The 25,671-nt window shown below is 37.8% G+C and carries 21 protein-coding genes and 1 pseudogene; 1 reads left to right on the top strand and 21 read right to left on the bottom strand.

Annotated elements, in window-relative coordinates:
- Positions 1–93: 93 nt before the first annotated feature.
- From rny to NW240_RS03220, 19 genes and pseudogenes are all read right to left on the bottom strand, one after another.
- Complete coding sequence (rny, locus tag NW240_RS03130) at positions 94–1,656, bottom strand: ribonuclease Y (RefSeq protein ID WP_258435999.1); 1,563 nt, start codon at positions 1,654–1,656, stop codon at positions 94–96.
- A gap of 254 nt (positions 1,657–1,910) precedes the next feature.
- A complete protein-coding gene (gene recA / locus NW240_RS03135; RefSeq protein ID WP_258436000.1) occupies positions 1,911–2,972 on the bottom strand; it encodes a recombinase RecA in 1,062 nt (353 codons plus the stop codon).
- A gap of 44 nt (positions 2,973–3,016) precedes the next feature.
- Positions 3,017–4,294 (bottom strand): annotated as a pseudogene (locus tag NW240_RS03140) (competence/damage-inducible protein A).
- 95 nt (positions 4,295–4,389) lie between these two features.
- Positions 4,390–4,971, bottom strand: a complete 582-nt coding sequence (gene pgsA / locus NW240_RS03145; RefSeq protein WP_258436001.1) for a CDP-diacylglycerol--glycerol-3-phosphate 3-phosphatidyltransferase — start codon at positions 4,969–4,971, stop codon at positions 4,390–4,392.
- 18 nt (positions 4,972–4,989) lie between these two features.
- Complete coding sequence (locus NW240_RS03150; protein WP_258436002.1) at positions 4,990–5,973, bottom strand: RodZ family helix-turn-helix domain-containing protein; 984 nt, start codon at positions 5,971–5,973, stop codon at positions 4,990–4,992.
- A gap of 81 nt (positions 5,974–6,054) precedes the next feature.
- Positions 6,055–7,080, bottom strand: a complete 1,026-nt coding sequence (gene ftsY / locus NW240_RS03155; protein WP_258436003.1) for a signal recognition particle-docking protein FtsY — start codon at positions 7,078–7,080, stop codon at positions 6,055–6,057.
- A gap of 15 nt (positions 7,081–7,095) precedes the next feature.
- On the bottom strand, positions 7,096–7,905 hold the full coding sequence (locus NW240_RS03160; RefSeq protein WP_258436004.1) for a Cof-type HAD-IIB family hydrolase: 810 nt from the start codon (positions 7,903–7,905) through the stop codon (positions 7,096–7,098).
- A 5-nt stretch (positions 7,906–7,910) separates the two neighbouring features.
- The gene (gene smc / locus NW240_RS03165) at positions 7,911–11,477 is read right to left on the bottom strand and encodes a chromosome segregation protein SMC (RefSeq protein ID WP_258436005.1); all 3,567 of its coding nucleotides are present in this window, start codon (positions 11,475–11,477) and stop codon (positions 7,911–7,913) included.
- A gap of 4 nt (positions 11,478–11,481) precedes the next feature.
- A complete protein-coding gene (gene rnc / locus NW240_RS03170) occupies positions 11,482–12,177 on the bottom strand; it encodes a ribonuclease III (protein WP_258436006.1) in 696 nt (231 codons plus the stop codon).
- Between the two features lie 153 nt (positions 12,178–12,330).
- Positions 12,331–14,115 (bottom strand): oligopeptide ABC transporter substrate-binding protein, encoded by a 1,785-nt coding sequence (locus NW240_RS03175; RefSeq protein WP_258436007.1) that lies wholly within the window; start codon positions 14,113–14,115, stop codon positions 12,331–12,333.
- Positions 14,116–14,500: 385 nt separating this feature from the next.
- Positions 14,501–15,424, bottom strand: a complete 924-nt coding sequence (locus NW240_RS03180) for an ABC transporter permease (protein ID WP_309302392.1) — start codon at positions 15,422–15,424, stop codon at positions 14,501–14,503.
- Between the two features lie 11 nt (positions 15,425–15,435).
- Complete coding sequence (gene opp4B / locus NW240_RS03185; RefSeq protein ID WP_258436008.1) at positions 15,436–16,398, bottom strand: oligopeptide ABC transporter permease; 963 nt, start codon at positions 16,396–16,398, stop codon at positions 15,436–15,438.
- Positions 16,399–17,361 (bottom strand): ATP-binding cassette domain-containing protein, encoded by a 963-nt coding sequence (locus tag NW240_RS03190; RefSeq protein WP_258436009.1) that lies wholly within the window; start codon positions 17,359–17,361, stop codon positions 16,399–16,401.
- On the bottom strand, positions 17,361–18,371 hold the full coding sequence (locus NW240_RS03195) for an ABC transporter ATP-binding protein (RefSeq protein ID WP_258436010.1): 1,011 nt from the start codon (positions 18,369–18,371) through the stop codon (positions 17,361–17,363). Before NW240_RS03195 ends, NW240_RS03190 begins: the two co-directional genes overlap by 1 nt.
- 35 nt (positions 18,372–18,406) lie before the next feature.
- A complete protein-coding gene (gene acpP / locus NW240_RS03200) occupies positions 18,407–18,649 on the bottom strand; it encodes an acyl carrier protein (protein WP_258436011.1) in 243 nt (80 codons plus the stop codon).
- 58 nt (positions 18,650–18,707) lie between these two features.
- Positions 18,708–19,736, bottom strand: a complete 1,029-nt coding sequence (gene plsX / locus NW240_RS03205; RefSeq protein ID WP_258436012.1) for a phosphate acyltransferase PlsX — start codon at positions 19,734–19,736, stop codon at positions 18,708–18,710.
- Positions 19,737–19,747: 11 nt separating this feature from the next.
- Positions 19,748–21,784, bottom strand: a complete 2,037-nt coding sequence (gene recG / locus NW240_RS03210) for an ATP-dependent DNA helicase RecG (protein WP_258436013.1) — start codon at positions 21,782–21,784, stop codon at positions 19,748–19,750.
- 76 nt (positions 21,785–21,860) lie between these two features.
- Entirely contained in the window at positions 21,861–23,528 is a 1,668-nt protein-coding gene (locus tag NW240_RS03215; RefSeq protein WP_258436014.1) for a DAK2 domain-containing protein, read from the bottom strand.
- A 20-nt stretch (positions 23,529–23,548) separates the two neighbouring features.
- Positions 23,549–23,905 carry an Asp23/Gls24 family envelope stress response protein gene (locus NW240_RS03220; RefSeq protein ID WP_258436015.1) on the bottom strand — a complete coding sequence of 119 codons (357 nt, stop codon included), beginning with the start codon at positions 23,903–23,905 and terminating at the stop codon, positions 23,549–23,551.
- A gap of 202 nt (positions 23,906–24,107) precedes the next feature.
- On the opposite strand from NW240_RS03220, the gene rpmB reads away from it, so the two are divergent.
- Positions 24,108–24,296: a 50S ribosomal protein L28 gene (gene rpmB / locus NW240_RS03225; protein WP_258436016.1), complete on the top strand. Its 189-nt coding sequence runs from the start codon at positions 24,108–24,110 to the stop codon at positions 24,294–24,296.
- Positions 24,297–24,363: 67 nt separating this feature from the next.
- On the opposite strand, the gene NW240_RS03230 is transcribed toward rpmB, so the two are convergent.
- Together NW240_RS03230 and NW240_RS03235 are read right to left on the bottom strand one after the other, a co-directional pair.
- Positions 24,364–24,846 carry a hypothetical protein gene (locus NW240_RS03230; RefSeq protein WP_258436017.1) on the bottom strand — a complete coding sequence of 161 codons (483 nt, stop codon included), beginning with the start codon at positions 24,844–24,846 and terminating at the stop codon, positions 24,364–24,366.
- Positions 24,847–25,003: 157 nt separating this feature from the next.
- Positions 25,004–25,669: a thiamine diphosphokinase gene (locus NW240_RS03235; RefSeq protein ID WP_258436018.1), complete on the bottom strand. Its 666-nt coding sequence runs from the start codon at positions 25,667–25,669 to the stop codon at positions 25,004–25,006.
- Positions 25,670–25,671 lie beyond the last annotated feature (2 nt).

The following is a 25,671-nucleotide window of genomic DNA, read 5'->3' on the forward strand; positions in this document are numbered from 1 at the left end:
AAGTGAAAGCTTTTACTATCTCTATTTTAGCAAAACCTTTCATAATTATCATGATATAAAAAGCACAACTCCAAAAGGGGTTGTGCTTTGTGTTTATTTTGCATACTCTACGGCTCGTATTTCGCGTATTACCGTTACTTTAATATTTCCTGGATATTTCATTTCATTTTCAATGCGTTTTTTCACACTTCTAGCTAAAGCAGCCGCTTTCGCATCATTGATCTTGTCTGGAGCGACAATCACACGTACTTCACGACCTGCTTGGATAGCATAGGATTGAGTAACGCCTTCATTTTCATTGGCGATTTCTTCCAATTGTTTCAAGCGACGAATGTAATTTTCTAAGGATTCACTTCGTGCACCTGGTCTTGCGGCTGATAAGGCATCTGCCGCTGCTACTAACTCTGAGATAACAGAAGTTGCTTTGGTATCGCCATGGTGAGAAGCGATTGCATTAATAACTGTCTCACTTTCTTTGTAACGATTAGCAATTTCGGCACCAATTTCAACGTGAGACCCTTCAATTTCTTGATCCAAAGCTTTACCAATATCATGAAGTAAGCCAGCTCTTTTGGCTAAGACTACATCTTCATTCAATTCACCAGCCATGACACCTGCTAATTTTGCTACTTCAACAGAGTGTTTTAGGACGTTTTGACCATAAGAGGTCCGGTAAGCTAAACGACCAATAATCTTAATTAAGTCAGGATGAATAGCGTGAACACCGACATCGAAGACAGCTTCTTCACCAACTTCACGGATACGCTCATCCATTTCTTTACGTGCGCGCTCGACCATTTCTTCAATTCTAGCAGGATGAATCCGACCATCTTGAATTAAACGTTCAAGAGCGAGTTTAGCAATTTCACGACGAATTGGGTCAAAGCCACTTAAAACGACTGTTTCTGGTGTATCATCTACGATTAAATCGATACCTGTCAAGCTTTCTAAGGTGCGAATATTCCGTCCTTCACGACCGATAATTCGACCCTTCATATCGTCATTTGGCAAGTGAACAACCGTTACAGAGTTATCTGTTACTAGGTCTGTTGCGGAACGTTGAATAGCTTGAAGAATGATACTTTTGGCATTGCGATCGGCTTCTTCTTTTGCTTTTTGATCAGCATCACGAATCATGACTGCCATTTCATTGGAAAGTGTCTCTTCTGTCTCTTTAAGAATGATTTCTTTAGCATCTTCTCGTGACATCATAGCGATTCTTTCTAATTCTTCTTGGCCCTTTATGGTGAGTTGTTCAATTTCACTTTCTTTTTCCGTCAATTCATCTTTGCGTTTTAAATAATCTGCTTCTTTATTTTCTAATAGAGATTCACGATTATCTAAAGTATTGCTTTTCCTATCCAGGTTTTCTTCTTTTTGAATTAAACGATTTTCAAATTTTGTCGCTTCTTGGCGACGTTCTTTTAGTTCGTTTTCAATCTCATTACGGTATTTGATATTTTCTTCCTTCGCTTCAAAAAGCGCTTCGCGTTTTAAAGTTTGGGCTTGATTTATCGCATCATCAATAATTGCTTCGGCATTTGCTTTTGCGCTTGCAATATTTTTTTCATCTGATTTTTGTTTAACGATATAACCAATAACAAAACCAGCAATTAAAGCAACGATAGCGAAGGCGAGTGGAATCAAATTTTCCATAAGAGTCACCTCCGTATCTATTTAGTTTTTTCATTAATTAATAGTGTATAAAAATTAATCGTGGCTTTCCACAACTTTTATAATACTTTTAATTGAAGTCATAGTCAAATAATTCAAAGGATACTTATGACTATTTAGACCGAATATATCTTTAGCTTTTTATGAAAAAGAAGACCCTCATTGAATTGAAGGGTCTTCTTAAACTTTTAACTTGAATGTAGTTAATTTTATTTTTTTTAATTGGTCTTGTAAAATTATTTTTCAATTTCTTTTATTTTTTCCAAAGCTTCTTCATCGGCTTCTTCAGAAGTTACTGCCGAATGACCACCAATTTGATAGTGCTGTCTAACTTGTTGATCAATTTCTTCGAAGATTTGTGGGTTATCTTCTAAGAATTGTTTTGCACTTTCGCGTCCTTGACCAATTCGTTCTTCTTTATAAGAATACCAAGAACCTGCCTTATTAATAATATCCAAATCAGATGCCATATCTACTAACTCTCCAATTTGAGAGATACCGTAACCATAGACTATATCGACCATGGCTTCTTTAAATGGTGGCGCCATTTTGTTTTTAACAACTTTAATTCGCGTCCGGTTACCATAAACATCTCCACCTTGCTTAAGGCTTTCAGTTCTTCTGACTTCAAGACGAATAGAAGAATAAAACTTCAAAGCACGTCCACCTGGGGTTACTTCTGGGTTACCGAACATTACGCCAACCTTTTCACGAATCTGGTTGATAAAGAAGGCAATCGTGTTAGTTTTATTAATTGAACCAGATAATTTACGCATAGCTTGCGACATCAAACGGGCTTGCAAACCAATATGCGAATCTCCCATCTCTCCTTCGATTTCAGCTCGCGGGACTAAAGCAGCTACAGAGTCAACAACCACAATATCGACCGCTCCTGATGAAACCAAGGCATCCGCTATTTCCAAAGCTTGTTCTCCTGTATCTGGTTGAGAGAGTAATAATTCGTTAATATCGACTCCTAATTTTTCAGCGTAAACTGGATCTAAAGCATGCTCAGCATCGATAAAGGCTGCCAATCCACCTCTTTTTTGGACAGATGCAATGGCATGTAGGGCAACAGTGGTCTTACCAGAAGATTCTGGACCGTAACATTCAATAACCCTTCCACGAGGATAGCCACCTATTCCAAGGGCCACATCTAAAGCTAAGGAGCCAGAAGGAACCGTGTCAATTTCCACACTTGTTCGATCGCCTAACCGCATGATTGCACCTTTTCCATAACTTTTTTCTATATTTTTTAGCGCCTGATCTAAGGCTTTTTGTCTATTTGCATCTACCATATTATTTCCTCCGTTCATCAAGGTACTCTTATCTTAACAATATCTTAGTCTAAACTCAAGTTTTTTACGAACTTTTGTTCGATTGTTTTCTTAATTAATTCATAACCATAATTAGTAGCCAAGTCTCTCACATAGTCGCGTCCTCGATTAGGAAGCATTAATTTCTGCCACTCAGTCGGATGATTTTTGCTTGCACAAGCCAGATAAACTTCTCCAGCTGGATGTCCTTGATCGGGCCCCGGACCAGCTACTCCACTTAAAGCAAGAGCTATGTCACTGCCACTTAATTTTAAGCACTATTCGGCCATGGCACAAGCACATTGCTCACTGTATACTGAATATTTCTCAATTAATTCAGGATCAATCGATAGTAAATCAACTTTAGCTTGGGCTTGATAGACCACAAAACCTCCCTTTATTACTGCTGAAGCACTAGGAACCTGAGTTAGGCGACTTAGCATTTTTCCCCCTGTTAGACTCTCAGCACCTGATAGGGTGAGTTTAAGCTGCTTCAATCGATTAATTAAATATGCTTCTATAGTATGCTCTCTTCCTTCACCAATATAATAGTCTTTTAATTGATCTATTATTTGGTGGGAGGTTTCGTCTAATAATTGGTAATTATCAACTATTTTGGACTGCTTTTGACTTAAGACTAGGCGAATATGTCTAGGCTTAGCATAAATAGCGATATCAAGCTCTCTTGCTTTTTGAATGATTGGCTCTAATAAATTCGCTACTTGTGATTCGCCAATCCCATAAAAATTCAAACAAATTGTTTCCGTCGCTAGGGGCTGGTCAATTTTTTGTTCAAAATAGGGTACAACTTCTTTATTAAGCATGGCCTTTAATTCATTAGGTGGGCCTGGTAAGCAAATGTAGTATTGATTAGCGTCAGCATCAAAATATAAACTACCACAGGCTAAGCCATCTTCTGTATTAAAACAATAACCTTCTCTAAAGGTTAAAGCTTGTTTATAATCCAATGGAGAGAGCTGACGGTCTTGTTTTATAAAATAATCTTGAATATATTGCCACTGTTGAGAATCGATAACCAATTCTTGCCCAAGATAATGAGCTAAACTTTCTTTAGTTAAATCGTCGTGGGTCGGCCCTATCCCACCAGCTAAGACAATTAGGTCTGCTCGAGTCGCAGCTATGCTAATTGATTCTTCAATCCGCTTTTGATTGTCGTCCACCACTTGTTGGTTGTAAGATGAAACTCCAATTGAAGCAAATGCTTTAGCTAGTAGTGCAGCATTGGTATTAATGGTCTGTCCCTGAACTAATTCCGTTCCTACTGTGATAATTTCTAAATTCATTGAAGACCCTCCATTTTATAAATACCTATTAAAGTCAAAAAGGTGTTTTCTTTAAAAAAAAGCCATCAAAAAGATGACTTTTTAAAGAAAATAAACTACTTAATATCGGTGAAAAGATGTCTAGCTTTATAGAAGTATTCTATACCTGAATATACAGTAAAGAATAAAGCTATTCCCATTAAAAGATGGGCCAAAGAGAAAGGTAACCATGTAAAACCAGCATTATTCCAAAGAAAGAACAGTATGGCAAACATTTGACTGAAGGTTTTTACTTTTCCAGGCCAGGCTGCTGCCATTACTTTACCATTGGATTGAGCTAATAATACCCTTAAACCGGTTACTAATAATTCTCGACAGATAATAATGATGACCATCCAAGCTGAAATAAATTGATGTTCAACTAGCATTATGAGTGCTGCAATGACTAAAAGTTTGTCTGCCATTGGATCAGCAAACACACCAAAAGAAGTGACTAAATTTAACTTGCGTGCTAAATAACCATCTAAATAGTCCGTAAAGGATGCTGTCGCAAATACTAGTCCTCCAATAAAGAAAGGGGTAGCAATGGTTGTCCCTAAAAGTGTCAGATTGCCCCAGTCTAATGGTAAGGTTAACAAACAGACAAATAAAGGAATTAAAAAAATTCTAAAAACAGTTAAACGATTGGCAATATTCATAACTTACTCTCCCGATGGTTAATTAGAATCTAATGTCGCTGGATCCTCATAGCTAGTTTCTTCATTATTTTCTGAAAGTTCATCAATAGCTAACTCTTCACTTGAAGAAGTGGCTTCATTAACTTTAAAGATAATAACACCAGGAACACTCGGATCAGGCTCAACAGCCTTACCGTTGACTATAAACTGGGCTCCTTCTGGATATCCTAACTCTATCCTTACAGTCTTAGTAGTTTCTTTAGCTTGATGTTCCAAGTCTTCATCTTTAGAAATCGTTTGGTCTACTACCATACTACCTTCTTCATAAATACCGACCCACACAAAGGCGTTTCCTTTGGCACCAAATTGATAATTTTCAATAGGACCTTCTAATTGGTAGGTCTTAATCTCGCCAGCTTGAGAAATTTCAGTAATCACTTCATTTCCAACTAATAGCTGATTATCGGCTAAGTCTTTTTTATTATCAACTTGTTCCGTTACTTCGCCCTCTTCAGTCGATCTATCCACTGGATTAGCCGAAGGCTTAACAATTTCCAAGACATCGGCATTATTATTGGTTTGAGCGACTTGATTATCTTCAGTTGAAATCTGACGAATGGCATAAATTAAGATAACAATAATACAAATAATAATCGCTGAAAGAATAGCCATGGGAACATAAGAGAGAATTTTCTCAATCTGATTAGACTCACCATTCAAATGACGGCTACGTAACCTACTTGGCATTTCAGCCTCTTCTTCTCTTATCAGACTACTTTCATTGTTCTGCACTTCTAACTCATTGGCATATTCTTTTAAGAGAGTATCTCCATCTAATCCCACCATATCAGCGTACTGTTTAACAAAGGCACGGGCATAGAAATTCCCCGGTAGTTCTTCCAATTGGCCTTCTTCAATGGCTTGTAAATATTTTTTTTGAATTTTAGTCATTTGTTGCAAGGTATTTAATGTATAACCTTTATTTACACGTGCTTCACGCAATCTTGTTCCTAATTCACTCATATTTATGACCCCTTCTATCCATATCAATTATATTATAGCACAGTTAAAAAGCCTTGGGTCAGATAAAATTCCTAGCTCAGTTTAGTTGGCTTCTTTTTCAATTAAGTCACGAATGAGCGTATACATATATTTTTCAGCATCAAAAGCTTGTAAATCACTCGCTTGTTCACCTAAACCGATATATTTAACCGGAATGTCTAATTCATGGCGGATTGAAAGGATGACGCCCCCTTTAGCGGTTCCATCCAACTTGGTTAAGACTAGTCCACTTATCTCGGTTGCTTCGTTAAATTGTTTAGCTTGAATCAAGGCATTTTGGCCGGTTGTTGCATCTAAAACTAAGAGAACTTCTTGTACACCATTAGGATTTTCTCTTTCAATAATCCGTTTCATTTTAGCTAATTCAGCCATCAGATTCGCTTTAGTTTGCAAACGACCCGCCGTGTCAACTAAAAGATAATCATAATCTTCCGCATTGGCTTTCTTTACTGCGTCAAAGACAACAGAAGCAGGGTCTCCTTGATCCGCTCCGGTTACTACAGGTATTCCTAAGCGCTCTCCCCAAACATTTAACTGCTCAACGGCACCTGCTCTAAAAGTATCCGCTGCGGCCATCAAGACCTTGTGTCCTGATTGTTTCAAGTTGTAACCAATTTTACCGACAGAAGTCGTCTTACCCACCCCATTAACACCTACAAACAAGACAACTGTGGGTCCGTTGGGATTTTCAATTAAATGAGGGTTAACGGGCTGGTCTTTTTCGTAAATTGCCACCATTTGTTCCAGCATAACCCGCTTTACATCTTGTGGTTTATGAACATTTTCAGCTTCTACTGCATCACGAATGGCATCGGTTAAAGCCAGAGTCATTTTAAAGCCAACATCGGCTGAAATTAAAATTTCTTCTAAATCATCATAAAATTCATCATCCAATTCTCTCCAAGAAGTAAATAAGTCAGTAATGCGGTCAGAAAAAGATTTACGTGTTTTTTCCATTCCCTTATCATACTTCTCAAAGACAATCTGTTCTTCTTGGTCTAATACTTCTTCCTTAACAACTTTATCTTCACCTGTGAAAGCTCGTTTAATGCGATCAAATAATCCCATAAGACTTCCTCCGTTCTATTTAATAAATTGATAAATAGCATGAGCGACACCATCTTGATCATTGGATAAGGTAATGTAATCAGCCATCTCCTTTAAAGCATCTGCGCCATTTTCCATCACAATTCCAAGTCCAGCAAATTCAATCATGCTTTCATCATTCATCTGATCTCCTATTGCCATTATAGCAGAAGGTTGAATGTTTAACTGATCGGATAGCTTTTTTAAAGCATTTCCTTTATTGACTCCCGCCTTCATAATTTCTAGTTGAAAAGGATGGGATCTGGATAGGGTATATTGACTGACAAGTTCTTTGTTTAAAAGTGGAATTTGCTGTGACAAATGGTCTTCATCAATCGTGACCACAAATTTCATAAAACGATGGTCTTCATCAAAATCACTGAAATCAACTTTGGTATGAGGGGCTGTTGAAACATTCCCCGCATAAAAACTTTCATAACCTTTTGGATAAGTTAAGGGTTCATAAACCCATTCTTGGTCAAGAACATTTAAAGGCAGATTTAATGAAGTCAACTCTTTATACCATTTGTATAAATCTTGGCTGGTCAACTCTTCTTGAATTAAGACTTGCCCATCACTAATTCTTTGAACAAAAGCACCATTGTAAAGAATTAAGTAGTCATCCTCACTCTTTAAGCCGATTTGATCAATTAAATGGTGCATGGTGGAATAAGGCCTACCTGTACATATCACCACTTTAACGCCTTTTTCTTGAGCGTAATGAAGTGCTTCAAGGTTTTTAGCTGTAACTTCTTTGGTACTCTTTAATAAGGTTCCATCTAAATCGATAGCAATTAATTGAATCATTTTATCTACTCCTGTTGGTCTAATGCTACAAACTCATTCATCTTTACCGCTGCTAATTTAGAAATGCCGGTTTGTTCCATGGTCACTCCATATAGAATATCGGCATATTCCATGGTTCCCTTACGGTGGGTAATGACAATAAATTGCGTTTCTTGGGTAAAGTTTTGAATATACTCCCCATAACGGTAGACATTGGCATCATCTAAAGCCGCTTCCACTTCGTCTAAAACCACAAATGGAACGGTTTTAGTTTCCAAAATAGCAAATAATAAAGCAATTGCCGTTAATGCTCTTTCCCCTCCCGATAAAAGAGCTAAATTTTGCTTTCGCTTACCAGGTGGTTGCGCAATAATATCAACACCCGTAGTTAATAAATCAGCAGGGTCGGTTAACTCTAACTTGGCCTTACCGCCAGCAAATAAACGAGTGAAGGTCTTTTGAAATTGGTCGTTAATGGCTTGAAAAGCCTCCTTAAAGCGACTAGCCACTTCTGAATCCATCTCTTCAATAGTATTATTCAGTTGCTCCATAGCCGTTAATAGGTCATTTTCTTGCTCAAATAACAACTGATAGCGCTCATCTAGTTCTTGATAGTCTTGAATAGCTGCTAAGTTGATGGGGCCTAGTTGGTCAATCTCCTTACGCAACTTTTTAACTACTTCTTTAACCTTAGATAGAGATTCAACAGGTCGAGCCAATTGAGTGGCTGCTTCGAATGACAAGGCGTAGGTTTCATTAAGAAAGAGAAGATCTTGATCCATCTGATCTTCAAATCTTTCAATTTTAGCTTGGCATTTGGCCTCAGCTTGATATTGCTGTTGGAGTTGATCTTCAATATCCTTTAAGGCTTGCTGATTATTTCTTAAACTTTCATTTAAACTTTGGCGGTCTTGACGTAGGACCTCTAAGTCTCCGTTGACTTTATTTAAATCGCCTTCAGCTTGGGTTAAATCCACTTTGAATTGTTTAATTGAACTTTCTAAGTCTTGAACTTCATTCCAACCACTTTCTTCTAACTGCTGACTGGAAGCAATTAACTCTTCTAAATTTTGCGCTTGCTTGATTTCATTTTGCAGGCTTTCTCTTTTTTGTTTGGCTTCCATTTTTAAAAGCGCTAGACGGGTTTTACCTTCATTCAATTCTTCTTGAAGTTGTCCAATCTTTAGCTGTTTTTCTGATTGAGACAATTGCACGGATTGAATGGCTTGATTGACTTCTTCAATTTTAATCTTAAGAGCTTGCAAGTCTTGCTCAGCCGCTTGAAGATCTTGATTAGAAGTTTCAAAATCTTGAGTCATTTGTTTCAACTCATCTGTTAAGATCAAGAGATGTTTATTTTTTTGCTCTCGCTGTGACTGAATATTTTCAATAAGATTCTTTAACTTTTGATGGTCCTGACTAAGTTGTTGGTGATCTGATAAAGCCTTTTGATAGGCAGCTTGAAATTGCGAAACCTGCTGATCAAGACTTTCAAAAGTTACCACTTGTTCATTTTGACTTTCTTTTAATTGTTTCAACTCTTTTTCAAGTGCTGCAATCTCTTGAGAGCGCCCCATTACTGATTGGGACTTATGCTTATCCCTTCCTCCTGTAACAGAGCCTCCGGGAAGGATCAGATCGCCTTCAAGACTTACAATTTTCAACTGTTGGTGACTGGCCTTAGCAAGTGACTGGGCATTTTCAAGTGTATCGACAATCACGGTAGATCCTAATAGCTGCTGAATCACCAACTGATTTTCTGGTTCACAAGAGACCAGCTGGCTAGCAATACCAACCACACCTGGATTTTGATTGATAAGCTCTTGGTGATGAGCTTTCAGCGTCCGACCTTTCATATTACTCCTTGGTAAAAAGGTGGCTCGTCCGGCTCTTTTCGATTTCAAAAGTGAAATAGCTTGCTTAGCAGCTTGATCATTTTCAACAACTATATTTTGTAAGCTAGCGCCTAAAGCAATGTCGATAGCCGTTTGATAGTTTTTTTCAACGCCAATTAATTCAGCTACCGTGCCAATGATTCCTTGTAATTGATCGCGGTGGTTCATCACCACTCGGACTCCTTGATAATAGCCGGCATATTCGGCTTGCATTTGTAGCAAGCTCTGATACTTAGAATTAAGCATTTGGATTTGGTGATCTACTTGATAGATTACTTTCCTTAATTGATCCCGCTCAGCTTGTGCTTGATCCAATGCTTGATGTGCCTTCTCCCCTTCAGTTTGAATGCTTTCCAAGTCTGCTTTTACTTGCTTTATTTGTTCTTGATAGCTAACTTCTTGGTCTTCAAGAGCTTGGATTTGAGCCTGATTTTCCTTGATTTGGTCTTGATAGCTTTCTTTCCGTTGACCAAATTGTTGGCTAAATTTATCAGAGTGTTGTAAGCGGTTTTTCAAAGCCGACTCTTGACGGTAATAGTCAATTAATTCTCCCCTCAACTGATCTAAATCTTCATTTTTTAATGTTTGAAAGTCATTGAGTTGTTGGTTGAAGGCTTTTATTTCTTCTTCTGCTTTTTGAATATCTTCTTCTAATAAGTCCAGACTTTGATTAAGTGCTTCTTGTTGCTTTTGGTGGTCTAGCAATTGATTCTGATAGCGATCTTGATTAAGTTTTCTTTCTTGACTGGACTGATCAGCATAAAGTGTCTTTTGCTGAAAGACTTCGATTTGACCCTTTAGTCTTTCAATCGATTGAATGAGCTTGCGACTTTTCATCTCTTCTTGGTCAATACTTTGATTAATCTGGTCTAATTGATTCTGCTTATCATAGATTGATTGTGAAAAGTTTTTTTGATCATCCTTGACTTGATCCAATTCAGCCGTTAATTTTTGGTAATGCTTTTTAGCTTGTTGCCATTTAGCTTTATAATCTTGGATTTGAAAGGTATACAAGGATATTTCTTCTTCTTTCAATTGGGCAGCCTTATCTTGATAGGTCAAAGCTTTTTCTCTTTGTTCTTTAAGTGGCTGCAATTGATTTTTTAATTCATGTAAAATATCTCTTACACGGTTTAAATGGTCTTGTGACCGCAGCAATTTTCTTTGCGCTTCTTGTTTGCGGTACTGATACTTTTGCACACCGGCTGCTTCTTCGAAAATGCCCCGTCTTTCTTCCGGTTTACTTAGAAAGATTGATTCGACTTTACCTTGGGAAATCATGGCAAAGGAATTTTTACCTAAGCCTGTATCCAATAGTAGATCGGTGATATCTTTTAAGCGCACACTTTTTTGGTTGATAAAAAATTGACTCTCACCGTTACGATTATATTGACGCGTTATGGTAATGGTTTTAGGATCCATATCAATATATCGATCTTCATTATTTAAAACCAAAGATACTTTAGCAATATTAACTGGCTTCCGATCGAGCGAGCCATTAAAGATAACATCTTCCATCTTATTTCCACGTAAAGATTTAGCTGATTGCTCTCCTAAAACCCAACGAATGGCTTCAGATAAATTGGATTTACCAGAACCATTGGGACCAACTACTGCTGTCATGCCCTGATCAAAATTAATGACTGTTTTATCAGCAAAGGATTTAAAACCTGTCATTTCGATTCTTTCTAAATACAAAGGACTACACTCCTTTTTTAAGATGGTGAATGGCTTTTTCAGCTGCCTTCATTTCTGCTTCTTTTTTACTTTTACCACTGGCCTCAGCAATCAATTCATCTTCTAAATAAAGTCCAATAGTAAAAATTTGCGCATGGGAAGGTCCTATAGTATCTAATAGACGATATTCAATCTTAACAGTTCCCTTAACTTGGACCATTTCTTGAAATTTAGTCTTATAATCTTGAACGGTCAGGGTCAAAATTTCTTGATGATGGTTAAAAAGAACTCTTTCTAAAAAACTGTCGACCATTTCCATTCCCGTATCTAAATAGACGGCTCCTAAAAAGGCTTCAAATGTATCTGCTAAAATGGAATCTCTTTCCTTACCACCCGACAATCTTTCGCCTTTGCCTAATTGGATAAATTTAGGAAAATCTACTTGTCTGGCTAAATAAGCCAAGCTCGGTTCCCTGACTAGTTGAGCCCGCATTCGTGAAAGATCTCCTTCAGGCTTTTTAGGATATTTTCCATATAAAAATTGACTAACCAGAATCTCAAGCACAGCATCGCCTAAAAACTCTAATCGTTCATTTGAATGAATTAAGTTCTCACCTTGCTCATTGATATATGACCGGTGATAGAAGGCTTGCTGAATTATCTTCTGGTTAGTGACTTTAATTTTTAATTTTTCTTCAACATGATTTATTAACTGATGCATGGCTTCGACTCCTATCAAATATAAACTGATTTTACCAAAAATCCTATGATTACACAAAGGCATTCGGCTATCTAAAAGCTAAGGACCGCTCATAAACTCAAGAAAAAAAGATCAAGCAAGGATCTGCTTGATCTTAATTTTTTAAAAATTAAATTATTCAGCAACCGGACTTTCAGCAGTTAGGCCAACTTGTGTCCAGTCAACGTCCGCTCCAATTTCCACATCCCAATTTGTCACACGCTTATTAACCGCTGTTAATTCATATCTCCATAGAGTTGGAATGACAGGAAGTTCTTCATGCATGAATTCTTGCCAAGCGTAGAAGGCTTGTTGACGATAGTCATCATCAAATGAATCATTTGATTCGATATCCGCTAATAATTGATTATGCTCTTCATTCACATAGCGTGTGTAGTTGAACTGTGCTTCTTCACCAAATAATGCGTTCGGATTTGGATCGCCACCAGTACCAAAAGCAGCTTGATAAACATGTACTTCTGGATCATCTTTTTCAATACGCTCATAGAATGAGTTGAATTCGATCAATTGACCATCTAATAATTCAACTGGAATTCCAACAGCATTCCAAGCTTGAACATAATATTGCGCTAATGGTGCAGCCGTTTCGCCACCTGACATTGAAGCAAAGTTTAGGGTGAATTTCTCACCATTTGGATCTTCCACTAAACCATCGCCATCAACATCCTTGAAACCAGCTTCTGCTAAAACTTCCTTAGCTTTCTCAGGGTTGTATTCATAAGCTTTAACGTCAGGATTTAAGTATTCCTGGAAGTTAGGCGTAATCATAGAATCAGCTGCACGGCGTAGACCTTGATAGAATTCACGACCCACTGCATCATTATCCATTGCATAAGCCATAGCTTGACGTAGGGCTTTATTAGATGTAACTAATTCAGGATCAAATTCGTTTTTACCTTCTTCTTCATTCCATTTACCCATCTTGAAGCCGATGTAAGAATAAGCGTTTTGCTCATAACCAATGGTAGTAAAGTTGGTAGCATCTTTATAAGTATCGTACTTATCAGTTGGTAAGGTTGCAATATCAAAATTACCAGCCTTTAATTCAGCCACAATTGAATTGGGGTTAATGACGTTCATGGTCATTCCGTCTAATTTAGGACGACCCTTGTAATAATTTTCGTTGGCAGTATAAGTTACTGCTTCACCTGGTGTCATTGACTCAACCTTGAACGGTCCAAAGCCAACTGGGTTTTCACGAACAGGTGCAGAGTCTTCCATGTCAGCTACTTCGATACCTTCAAAGACATGCTCAGGCTCGATGTAAGAAGAAATTCCTCCACCTGCTTGAACCATTGAATTTGGGAAAGAATTATAAGTAACAGTTAAGGTATAGTCATCTACTCGTTCTAAACCAGAAATTTCTTCTGCTTCACCATTGTGGTATTCTTCCATTCCTACAACGTTCTGGAAGTCGTTACTGTAACGGATACCTGTATAATCAGGATGTCCGATTACATAATATGGGAAGATAACATCGTCAATTGTGATTGGTTCTCCATCATCCCACTTAACTCCTTCTGGGATTGAAATCGTAACTTGTTTGTTTTCAACGTCCATTTCAATTTTTGCAAAACCGGAGTCATCGATCTTGAAGTTACTATCATAGCCGTATAGGCCTGGGTTAAAGTAACCAATTACGGTTGCATCCGGGCTACCTGTGTAAAACATATTATTAAATACACCCGCAAAAGCAGTATCCGAAACATAAGCTACTTTAAGTGTTCCACCCTCAAGGACTTCACCCTCATGCTCTACAGAAGTCGAAATATCCGGTGCGGGGGCTCCTTCTTCATCTGCTTCCTCAGCTTGAACCATAGGTACGGTACTTAATACCAAGGAACCGATTGTCATTGTTGTCATAAATTGTATAAGATATTTTTCTAATGATTTTCTCATACTAAGCCTCCTCTAAATGTGATAATCCTATCATATAGAAATTATATCATTAAATCAAGTCTTTTCTAATTTTTTTTTAATATTTTTATCTTTTTCTAATAAAAGCAAGCATCCGTAGCATTTATTATATGAAAATATCTGCAAAAGGTTGTTTTATACCATTTTTTATGAAAATGTCTTTTTCAACCTTTTAGCTGTAATTCATAATATTATGTTGGTACAGGAGAACCTTTTATTTCTTATTAAGCGATCAGACCTTTAAATAAAAATATAAATTCGAAAAACATCTTTGTGAAATTAGAAAAATTCTCATAAAAAAAGAGCCTCACCCACTTCTTACTTAAGATTAAAGCTTAAGTAAAATCTGGTAAAGCTCTTAAATATTTTATCCTCTTCTTTGTTTTGAGTCTGCTACACGTTGGAAAGCTTGTCCAATATAGTTGATTGATAACATCATGATCAATACTAATAAAGCAGCTGGTAACCAAACCCACCATTTATTTTCGATTATATCTGGCGTTCTAGCATAACCAATCAAAGTTCCTAAAGAAGGCGTTCCAACAGGTAAACCAAAGCCTAAGAAGGAAAGTCCGGTTTCTAAACCGATGTTACCAGCAAAGGATAGGGTTAAGTTGGTAATCATTAAAGAAGACAAATTCGGTAATAAAGAACCGAGCATAATCTTCCAATCTCTGGTTCCCATCGTCTTGGAAGCCTTAATATAATCCTTAGATGCTTCTGATAAAGAAGCGGTTCTAATTAAACGGGTTTGTCCCATCCAGCCAAATAAGGAAATAATCCAAATTAAAGTCCAAGCATCAAACTGTCTCACAATGGTTACAACAGCGATAATAATCATAATAGTTGGTAAAACAATTAAAAAGTCCACCACACGCATAATGAAATCATCTACTCTTCCACCATAATAACCAGCAATCAAACCAATAATCGTTCCAAAGCCTGTTGTTAATATGGTTACGGCCCAAGCGATAATTAAGGAATTTTTAGTTCCTAGTAAGAGTTGTTCAAAAATACCTTTTCCGCCCTCATCAGTACCTAAAATATAGCCTTTTTCTCCTGGTGGCGTAAAGCGGTCAAAGATATTAACCATACCCGCTGCATCGGAATCAATAAAGAATGCCGAAAAGACAGCCGCTCCGACGATAGTTACTACAAGGAATAATGATAAAACGGCAATTTTATCACGTGCGAACTCTCGACGAATAACTTCCCAACCCATCGGTGGAGTGGAAGCCTGGTCTTGCAATAGTTCTTCATTTACGGTTACCTGTGTATTATTTTCAGCCATTATTCCACCTCCTATTTAATTCGAATTCTTGGATCAACAAAGACCATGATAATATCTGATAATAGTGATCCTAATAAGGTTGTAAAACCATAAATTAAGGTGATCGCTATCATAACAGAAAAGTCACGCAAGGCTATTGATTCTACAAATAATTTACCCATACCTGGATAGTTAAAGACTGTTTCAGTAAAGACCGATCCACCTAATAAGCCCGTAATAGTGAAGCCTAGGAAGGCAGCAATCGGTAAGATTGAATTTCTGAAGATGTGTTTGCGATAAACAACATTTTCAGGAACTCCTTTAGCCTTAGCCGTCCGAACATAGTCTTCCGTTTTAGCATCAATAACTCCCGTTCTCAAATACTGAATAGTCGATGTGGTTGAAAGTAAAGCCATGGTAATAGCTGGTAGAATAATATGATATAAACGTGATAAGGCAAAGTCAATCGTTCCAGGCTCAACCCCAGGAGACACTGTTCCTGTTGTTGGGAACCAATCAAGAATGTAACCAAATAACCAAATCATAAATAAACCAAGTACGAATGAAGGAATAGCGTAAGTTACAAAGGTATATAAGTTAACGGTTTTATCAAAAGAAGAGTTTTGGTAACGACCCGAAAACAGACCCAATGGTAAGGCAATTCCATATGAAATAATAACGGTTAACAGAGATAATTGTAAGGTAGGCCAAACACGCTGACCAATAATTTTTAAGGTCGGTTGACGGTGATGCCAAGAACGTCCCCAGTCCCCTTGCAAAATACCAGTAATCCAATCGAAATAACGCTCTGGCCATGGCTTATCTAAACCTAATTTTTCACGCATGGCAGCCTTTTGAGCAGCATCAATGGTTGGATCGACTAAACCAGTTAAGGCATCTCCAGGCATCATTGAGGCTAGGAGAAAGACAATAATACTTAAAAGTAAAATTTGAGGGATCATTAGAATAAGCCTTCTTAAAATCGTCTTCCACATTTATTTCACTTCCTCTCTTTGAGCAAAGCTGACTTCTTTTAAAGCCACTTGGTGGTTATCATTAATCCTCTTCAGATCATAAACACGACCGCTTTCCTCGAAATATTGACTGGCATTCTCATGATATTCTTTTTCTACTCTTTGACGCTCTTTACGATGCCCATCCCGATTGTTAGGATCAATGTGCGGAATTGCTGATAATAAACGTTTGGTATAAATATGTTGTGGATTTTTATAAATTTCATGATTAGAGCCATATTCAGTAAATCTTCCACGATACATAATAGCTAATTCATCAGACATGTGTTTAACGACACCTAAATCGTGCGAAATAAACAAGTAAGAAACATTGAATTCTTCTTGAATACGTTTCATAAAATTCAAGACTTGAGCTTGAACCGATAAGTCTAAAGCAGAAACTGGTTCGTCAGCGATTACTAATTTAGGGTTCAGCGCAACGGCTCTAGCTACCCCAATTCTTTGTCTTTGACCTCCAGAGAATTCATGAGGATATTTGACTAAGGCTTCGGAAGTTAGACCAACGATTTCTAATAGCTCAGTGGCTTTACGCTTTTCTTCTTCAATCGTTAAATTGGTGAAGTTTCTTAAAGGCTCAGCCATAATATCTAAAATTCTTTTCTTAGGATTAAAAGAAGAAAAGGAATCTTGGAAAATCATCTGAACATTGCGACGGTATTCTGAACGACGACTAGAGGCCGAGTTGGAAACATCCTGTCCCTCGTAGATAATTTTTCCTTCGGTCAATTTTTCTAAACCAATAATGGCTTTTCCAATGGTTGATTTGCCTGATCCGGATTCACCCACTAGACCATAAGTTTTTCCTGCTTCAAAACTTAAATTCACTCCATCCACTGCGTAGACATGGTCAGTAATACGGTTAAAAAAACCGGACCGAATAGGATAGTGAACCTTTAAGTTTTCGATTGTTAGAAATTCTGACATTAGTCCACCTCCTCCATAAAATAGAAATGCTCGTGACAAGTACAACGTACCCAATGTCCTGGTTTTACTTCATGCAGAACCGGATGCTCTTCATGATGTTCTTCTGGAATCCAAGGAATACGAGGGGCAAAACGACAGCCTTCGCGCTCTAAACGATTTAATGGCGGTACAACTCCATGAATAACGTGCAATTCACCTTTTTCATCCACCAAATCATTAGATTGTGGAATTGATTTTAGGAGCGAACGTGTATACGGATGTCTTGGATCATTAAAGAGGTCCTCCACACTAGCTATTTCAACGAATTGACCTGCATACATCACAGCTACTCGATCAGCCGTTTCTGCCACTACACCTAAGTCGTGGGTAATTAAAATAATCCCTGATTCAGTTTCCTCTTGAATTTCATTTAAGAGGTCTAAAATTTGAGCTTGAATGGTTACATCCAAAGCAGTCGTCGGCTCATCTGCAATAATAATCGGCGGCTTACATGATAAGGCAATTGCAATAATTACCCGTTGACGCATTCCACCTGATAATTCATGCGGATATTGCTTGGCCATTCTTTGAGGGTTTTCAATACCTACTTGGTCGAGTAATTCAAGTACGCGCTGAGTTCGTTGCTGACCATCTAACTTGGTATGATAATACAAAGCTTCTTCAATCTGCTCACCCACAGTCATTAATGGATTTAATGACGCTAAAGGGTCTTGGAAAATCATGCCAATATCATTACCACGGATTTTGTCAAAATCTGCTTCATTATAATTGATCAGATTATCCCCTTTATAATTAATCTCTCCAGTAATCCGGGTATTTCTGCTATTGTGCAAGCCAATAATTGAGGTGGCTAGGGTTGATTTTCCACAGCCTGATTCTCCAACAATGGCTAACTTTTCATTGCGCGCTAGGGTAAAAGAAACCCCATCGACAGCATCGAAATACTGGTCTTTAATTCGAAAACCAGTGTGCAAATCTTTAACTTCTAATAATATCTCTTTTGATTCCATTTGAGGCCTCCTTTATCGATGACTAAGACAAACATTTATTTTTCTGATCGTAATTGGTCGATATAAGAGACTGCGTCCTTAATATCGGAGAGGTTTTCTATTTTTTCATCTTCGAATTCTACATCAAATTCTTCCTCAATTCCCATCACGAATTCCACCATATCTAAAGAATCAGCGCCTAGGTCTTCAAAGGTTAAATTTTCAGTTACTTGATCCTCATTAAGATCAAAATGCTCTACTAATAAAGCTTTAACTTTCTCAAATATTTCTGTATTCATATTTTCCACTCCTTAATTAAAAAGTTATACCATAATGCCGGTTATATTATAATAACGATTATTTTCTAATCTGTCTATCATTTTTGTCACTATTTTCAAAAAAAGTGCTTATTTCTTCAGAAAAACCGGATAAAACGATTTCACGAGCTTGTCGAATGGCATTATAAATTGCAATGTCATCTGCCGATCCATGCGCTTTAATTACTGGCTTTTTGACGCCTAAAAGAACTGCTCCCCCTTGTTTACTATCATCAAAGTTTTCAGCTATCTTTTTCAATGAAGGTTTGATGAGCAGTCCGCCAATTTTATTGGTAATGCTGCTTTCACTTAGGGTTCGTTTGAGTAATTTAAAGACGGATTTTAAGCTTCCTTCTAAAGTTTTCAAAATAGCATTACCGGTAAAGCCATCTGTTACCGCAATATCTACCTGTCCATTTAAAAGCTCTTTGGCTTCAATATTGCCTACAAAATTCAACCCACTTGCTTGACTTAGGAGTTGGTAAGCTTGCTTACGTAAGTCATCCCCCTTACCAGCCTCTGTTCCATTGTTAACAAGTCCCACTCTTGGTTGCTCGATTTTTAAAACACTCTCAGCATAATGGCTAGCTAATTGAGCATATTGTAAGAGATGTTCTGCTTTTGATTCAGCATTGGCCCCTGCATCCATTAAAATTAAATGAGGAGATTTCTCATTAATAGTTGGAATGACCGGCATCAAACCCGGGCGATCGACCCCTTTAATTCTACCAACTACCAATAAGCCGGTTGTTAATAAGGCTCCTGTATTTCCAGCTGAAAGCAGTACATCGGCTTTTCCTTCTCTCACTGCCTTGGCAGCAACTACCATTGAAGCATCTTTTTTTCGGCGGACAGCTTTTACCGGTTCATCCTCTCCGGTGATGATCTCTGTCGTGGGTATTCTTGTTAAACGGTCATCAAACATATCGGGAAAGTTTTTTAAAGCTTTTTCGTCGCCATACAGTTGAATTTCGATGTCCTTATAAGCATCTAAGGCTCTTAAAACTCCGTCAAAGACAGCTCTTGGCGCATTGTCTCCACCCATTGCATCGATCGCTATTTTCATCATAAATTCCACTCCTAAATTTCTAATTTAATTAATTGGGTATAATTTTCGATTGTCTGTGCTTCTTCTTTAGTCATTAAATCCGGTTGTCTCATCAAATGATCAACTGCTTGATAAGCAGCTGTCATAATGGCTTCGTCTTGTAAGGGATGCCCATAAGCAAATAAGGCAATCCCACTTTGATTTCGCCCCAGGACATCTCCCATGCCACGAATTTCCATATCCGCTCTGGATAATTCAAAACCATCTTGACTTTCGACCATTTTAAGCATACGTTCTTTACCTTGTTGGGTCGTTGGGTTAGCAATTAAAAAGCAATAAGACGGCAATGTGCTTCGTCCTACTCGCCCTCTTAACTGATGGAGCTGGGCTAAGCCAAAACGCTCGGCTGACTGGATGACCATGACCGTTGCATTGGGTACATCGACACCAACTTCAACCATAGTGGTTGCTACTAATATTTGAATCTTTTCAGCCTTAAAAGCTTTCATCACTTCTTTTTGTTCTTCTTTCGTCAATTGACCATGCAAACTATCGATTTTAACTTGCGGAAATTCTGCTCTCAAACGTTCACAAGTCGCTTGGACATTTTCAACTTGTTCCATAAATTCACTGGCTTCAATTAAAGGCAATACATAATAGATTTGATGACCCTTATCTAATTCTTTTTGCATGCGGTCATAGACTGTAGCAATGTGCTTATCACTAACGGCTTGCGTCTTAATTCCAACCCTTCCACGCGGTAGGCCTTCCATGGTTGAGACGGAAAGATCAGCATAAAGGGTCTGAGCCAAACTTCTGGGTATGGGGGTAGCTGTCATTTGCAAGACATTGGCTTCTTGACCAGCAAAACTTTTTTCTAATAAGCTCTGTCTTTGGCCAACGCCAAAACGGTGTTGCTCATCAATAACGATATAACCAAGTGATTTAAAATTAACTCCCTCTTGAATTAAGGCATGGGTACCAATCACCAGTCGAATGCGACCCGTTTTTAAGCCCTCTAAGACTTGTTGTTTTTCTTTAGCCTTCATCTCAGAAATTAGTAGCTCCGCATGAAAACCATTCTTTTCAAAATATTGATTAAAGGATTGATAGTGCTGCTGGGCCAAAATTTCTGTTGGAACCATCAGGGCTGTTTGATAACCTGCTTGCACACTAGCAATCATGGTCAAAAAAGCTACTAAGGTCTTACCGCTGCCTACATCTCCTTGTAATAAGCGATTCATGGGGTAAGGTGATAAAAGGTCGCGGCAAATTTCATTAACCACTTTTTTTTGCGAATCTGTTAATTCAAAAGGAATGCTTTGTATAATTTGTCGCAGTTCTTCTACTTGATAATGAACTTGAATACCTTGGGATTTTAAGCGATTAAATTTGGCTCTTTGTAAGCGCCATTGGTAAAGAAAGAACTCTTGGAAGATAACCTTTCGCTGGGCCTGCCTTTTATCGCTTTCTTGCTTGGGAAAATGCATGGCCCAAAGTGCTTTTTTCAGGTTCACTAAGTTAAATTGCTGATTTAAGTAGGTCGGAACGATTTCTTCAATACTTTCTTGATAATCGGCAAAGGCTTGCTTAATTGCTTTTGAAATCTGGATCTGACTTAGGCCCTTGGTCGTATGGTAGATGGGTGCATAATCCTCACCTGCTGACTGATTAATTAATTTAATGGCCATTAATGATTGCTTACTTTCTTGCCATTTACCATAAACAGCTCGCGTTTGACCTAATTCAATTTGTTTCTTTAGGTAAGGCTGGTTGAAAAAAGAGACATTGATGACTTGATGATCATCGACAGCCAATTTAAAACTTAAGCGACTCTTCTTTCTACCAAAATAGTTGACCACTGCTGGGCTAACAACTTGTCCCATTAAGACAACTTTTTCTTGATCAAGAATCGTTTCAATCTGGCGTGCTTGAATATCCTCAAAACGAAAGGGAAAATGAAACATTAAGTCTTTTACTGTTTCAATTCCTAGTTGATTAAATAAGAGACTGGTCTTGGGGCCAACCCCTTTGAGCTGATCGATAGGATCTAACCAAGACTTTCCCATCTTCTTCCTCCTCTCTGAGCAAAAAAATAAATCACCACCTAGAAACTAAGTGGTGATCAGGCTATTTTCTAACAATCTAATCCACCGTTACAAAATAATTGTAGACTGGTTGGTCTCCTTGAATAAGTTCAAATTCAATCTCAGAGTTAGTTTGTTCAAAATGGTCAGCAACTTCTTGGGCTAATTGATGGTCACCCTCTTCGCCAATAATAACCGTTACTAACTCACTTGATTCATCCACCATTCGATTAACCAATTGGATCAGTGTTTCTTTTAAATCAGTGTGCGTTAAGACAATATCGCCATCTAAAATACCCATGAAATCATTTTCTTTAATGGATAGGCCATTAATTTCTGTATCACGGATAGCATGAGTAATCTGTCCAGAAGCGACGCTTAGGGCATACTCTTCCATAGCTAGTCTGTTATCTTCAATTGCAGCTGACGGATCATACATCAACATGGCTGAGATTCCTTGAGTGATTGATTTTGTGCCCACAACTACCGTTGGAACTTCACTCACTTCAGCCGCTTGTTGGGCCGCCATAATAATATTCTTATTATTCGGTAACAAGATAATATTTTTTGCGTTAACCCGCTCGATTGCTTTAATGAAGTCTTCAGTCGAAGGGTTCATTGTTTGGCCGCCAGAAAGAACTTCTTTCACTCCAATTGAATGGAAGAGCTCTGTCAAACCTTTACCTGAAGCTACTGCAATCACTGCATAATCTTCTTGAATTTGAGGGACAGCTTGTTGACGCATAGTCGTCTCTTTGTCCTCTAAGTCTCTGACTTGCTCACGCATGTTGTCGACTTTAATTTTAATTAGTTCACCAAATTCTTGGCCCAATTGCATGATTTCGCCTGGATCTTCCGTATGGATGTGGACCTTAACGATCTCATCATCGGCTACAACTAGTAAGGAATCGCCTTTTTTATCAAGGGTCTGTCTAAATTCTTCATAGTCAAAAGCTTTCTTAACAGTCTGTCCTTGTCCAATTCTTACCATAATTTCGGTACAGAAACCATAAGTGATCTCATCCATAGACATTGGGTGTTCATTCATTTCTTCAAAAATTGCATGGGCATGGTCACTTGATTGGTCATCAACTTCATCGATAATGACTTCCCCTGAAAGATTGGCAAGGAAGCCTTCATAGATACATAAAAGACCCTTACCACCAGAATCGACAACACCTACTTGTTTTAAAACAGGTAATAAATCAGGTGTTCGATCTAATGATTCTTTTGCTTCTGTAACGATCGTACGCATCACTTGAATAATATCTTCTGTTTGGTCAGCTTCTTGTTCACCTTTTACAGCAGACTCTCTAGCTACAGTTAAAATAGTTCCTTCAACTGGCTTCATGACCGCCTTATAAGCTGATTCTACGCCACCAATAAAAGCCTTAGCAAAATCTTTGGCATTTAATTCTTCACAATCTTTAATTGCCATTGAGAAGCCACGAAAAACTTGAGACAAGATGACACCCGAATTTCCTCGAGCTCCCATTAATAGTCCTTTGGCCACTGCATTTGCTAATTCTCCAACGTGTTGACTAGTAGAATTACGCATATTCTCAACACCTGATTGGAATGTCATATTCATATTGGTTCCTGTATCCCCATCAGGCACGGGAAAGACATTTAAAGAATTTACTAAGTCAACATTTTCAGCAAGGCGCTCAGCACCTGCTATAAACATCTGTTTAAAGTCAGATGCTTTGATTGTTTTCAGTTCCACACTTTACCTCCTAAACGATCCTAGTCGATAGTCACACCCTGGACATGGACATGGACTAAGTCCAATTCAAAGCCCAAGAGTTGCTCGACATTGTATTTAACAGCTTGTTGAATATTTTGACAAATGACAGAGATTTTTGTCCCATAAGAAACGACAATATAAACATCTACTGAAATGTTGTCTCCTTCTTGAGAAATTAAAACGCCACGTGAATAGTTTTCTTTCTTAAGAATGTCTGTTAAATTATCACGGAAGAAATGTTTACTTACCATTCCTACAACACCGTAGTTGTCAGTAACTGCTGCACCGACGATGGTTGCAATCACTTCATTTTCTAAGGATATCTCTCCATTTGGAGTTTGGATATTAATAGCCATAAAGTACCTCCTTTTTGTTATCCACCATAGTTTAGCATAAATTTTTTAGCTTGGCACCTATTTTAATAGTTTTAGTAACGAGATATTTAAGATTAGTGCCTAATTTCATCATAATTCACTTGCTTCAAATGTCAAATTATGGTAAATTAATTTGGTATGAAATGTAACTTTTAAATTGTTACAAGGAAAAGGAGGCAGAACCATGGCTAAAGAATGTTATTTCACAGGGCGTAAAGCTGTATCTGGTAACAATCGCTCTCATGCAATGAATAAATCAAAACGTCGTTTTGGCGCTAACTTACAAAAAGTACGTGTTATGATCGATGGCAAACCTCAAAAAGTTTGGGTTTCAGCGCGAGCATTAAAATCAGGTAAAGTTGAACGTGCTTAATCAGTACATTAAAACCTCCTAGCTAATCATCATCAAGATGAAGTGCTAGGAGGCTTTTTTGTTTGGCTTAATTTTTTTCTTTTAACATAAATTGATTGCCCTTTTCGTCCACTAGATTACCGTCTTCATCGAGTTCAAAACTGAAAAGTTCTTTATCGACAAAAGAAATAGTTAATTTTTGATCTTTTATTCTGTAGGTCGGATTTTGCATCTGGACTCGAATGGCAAATGGTACTTCTCTAGAAAACCTCAAGAAAATTACTTCTTCATCACTCATATCTCTTTTTTCTTCTTCGCCATCAGTACTTACCATCATTAAACGGGAATCCTGACTGATTTCTTCGGTATATATTTTCTGAATTGCATCCGCATAGTCGGCTTCAAAAGCTTCATCACTAAAGTAATTTCGGTTTAAAGTGACTATCAGAGAGTCTTCTTCTATTTCAATGCCTATAATGTTTAAGTTTTCCTCATCCCAATAGCTTCCTTCAAAATCAGCTATCTCCTCTTGGGCTGATACAGTTAGCGGTAACATCAGAAACATAGTCATTATTATAGCGAAAAGCTTTTTCATCTCATCAACTTCCTCTCATAATAAAAAATTTGATTAAATAAACTTTAATCATCGTTTATTTAATCAAATTTTAGCATAATAATGAGAGCGCTTCAATTTATTTGTCATAGAAATCTAATGTTTTTATAATCAACTATTTATTTTCCTTTTCCCAAATAACCATCACTAAACCTTCAGTAAAAGAAAGATTTACTTTCTGCTGATCGATATACTCATTAGACACCAAGGCTCGAGGAAAAGTATAGTCTGTTCGACCTAGTTCATATTTGGCCTGCTTAATCTGAAGTTGCTTAACGGCCGTCATTGAAATAATCGATAAGTAGCGACAATTGTTTAAATCTTCTAGAAAGTAATTACCTGCTTTAAAAAATCGCACCACTTGATCTTTTTCAATAAAGCTTAATCGGGAGATAATTGAGGAATAGCGCTCTTGAAAGACCAGCCAAAGGTTAGCAATTAAATGATCTAAACGTCCCTCTCCATTACCTATTGCGCCATATACTTCCACCGGACTTTGACTGTCTTGTTTAAGAGCGATTTCAAGGCCCAACTCCATATCGGTGTCATCTTTGGCAGCTGGATACTTTAAAACTTGATGACTAGCCGCTTCAATCTTACTTAATTGGGCTGGAGTGACCGAGTCAAAGTCTCCAATTGCAACATTCAATCGGTAGCCTGCCTCCACCAATTGCAGGGCCCCTCCGTCTACTCCAATGAGATAAGTCTGGTCTGTCACCTCAGACAAATGGCTGAGGGCTGGATTAGGAGCCCCAGCACAAATAAGAATCTTATCAACCATAC

Origin of the sequence: Facklamia sp. 7083-14-GEN3, from assembly GCF_024742075.1 — a bacterium.
GTDB lineage: Bacteria > Bacillota > Bacilli > Lactobacillales > Aerococcaceae > Facklamia.

Bases quoted from the DNA above. Each gene is read 5' to 3' on its own strand.
- rny (WP_258435999.1), bottom strand. From the start codon at position 1,656: ATGGAAAATTTGATTCCACTCGCCTTCGCTATCGTTGCTTTAATTGCT.
- recA (WP_258436000.1), bottom strand. From the start codon at position 2,972: ATGGTAGATGCAAATAGACAAAAAGCCTTAGATCAGGCGCTAAAAAAT.
- pgsA (WP_258436001.1), bottom strand. From the start codon at position 4,971: ATGAATATTGCCAATCGTTTAACTGTTTTTAGAATTTTTTTAATTCCT.
- NW240_RS03150 (WP_258436002.1), bottom strand. From the start codon at position 5,973: ATGAGTGAATTAGGAACAAGATTGCGTGAAGCACGTGTAAATAAAGGT.
- ftsY (WP_258436003.1), bottom strand. From the start codon at position 7,080: ATGGGATTATTTGATCGCATTAAACGAGCTTTCACAGGTGAAGATAAA.
- NW240_RS03160 (WP_258436004.1), bottom strand. From the start codon at position 7,905: ATGATTCAATTAATTGCTATCGATTTAGATGGAACCTTATTAAAGAGT.
- rnc (WP_258436006.1), bottom strand. From the start codon at position 12,177: ATGCATCAGTTAATAAATCATGTTGAAGAAAAATTAAAAATTAAAGTC.
- NW240_RS03175 (WP_258436007.1), bottom strand. From the start codon at position 14,115: ATGAGAAAATCATTAGAAAAATATCTTATACAATTTATGACAACAATG.
- NW240_RS03180 (WP_309302392.1), bottom strand. From the start codon at position 15,424: ATGGCTGAAAATAATACACAGGTAACCGTAAATGAAGAACTATTGCAA.
- opp4B (WP_258436008.1), bottom strand. From the start codon at position 16,398: ATGTGGAAGACGATTTTAAGAAGGCTTATTCTAATGATCCCTCAAATT.
- NW240_RS03190 (WP_258436009.1), bottom strand. From the start codon at position 17,361: ATGTCAGAATTTCTAACAATCGAAAACTTAAAGGTTCACTATCCTATT.
- NW240_RS03195 (WP_258436010.1), bottom strand. From the start codon at position 18,371: ATGGAATCAAAAGAGATATTATTAGAAGTTAAAGATTTGCACACTGGT.
- acpP (WP_258436011.1), bottom strand. From the start codon at position 18,649: ATGAATACAGAAATATTTGAGAAAGTTAAAGCTTTATTAGTAGAGCAT.
- plsX (WP_258436012.1), bottom strand. From the start codon at position 19,736: ATGATGAAAATAGCGATCGATGCAATGGGTGGAGACAATGCGCCAAGA.
- recG (WP_258436013.1), bottom strand. From the start codon at position 21,784: ATGGGAAAGTCTTGGTTAGATCCTATCGATCAGCTCAAAGGGGTTGGC.
- NW240_RS03220 (WP_258436015.1), bottom strand. From the start codon at position 23,905: ATGGCTATTAATATCCAAACTCCAAATGGAGAGATATCCTTAGAAAAT.
- rpmB (WP_258436016.1), top strand. From the start codon at position 24,108: ATGGCTAAAGAATGTTATTTCACAGGGCGTAAAGCTGTATCTGGTAAC.
- NW240_RS03230 (WP_258436017.1), bottom strand. From the start codon at position 24,846: ATGACTATGTTTCTGATGTTACCGCTAACTGTATCAGCCCAAGAGGAG.
- NW240_RS03235 (WP_258436018.1), bottom strand. From the start codon at position 25,669: ATGGTTGATAAGATTCTTATTTGTGCTGGGGCTCCTAATCCAGCCCTC.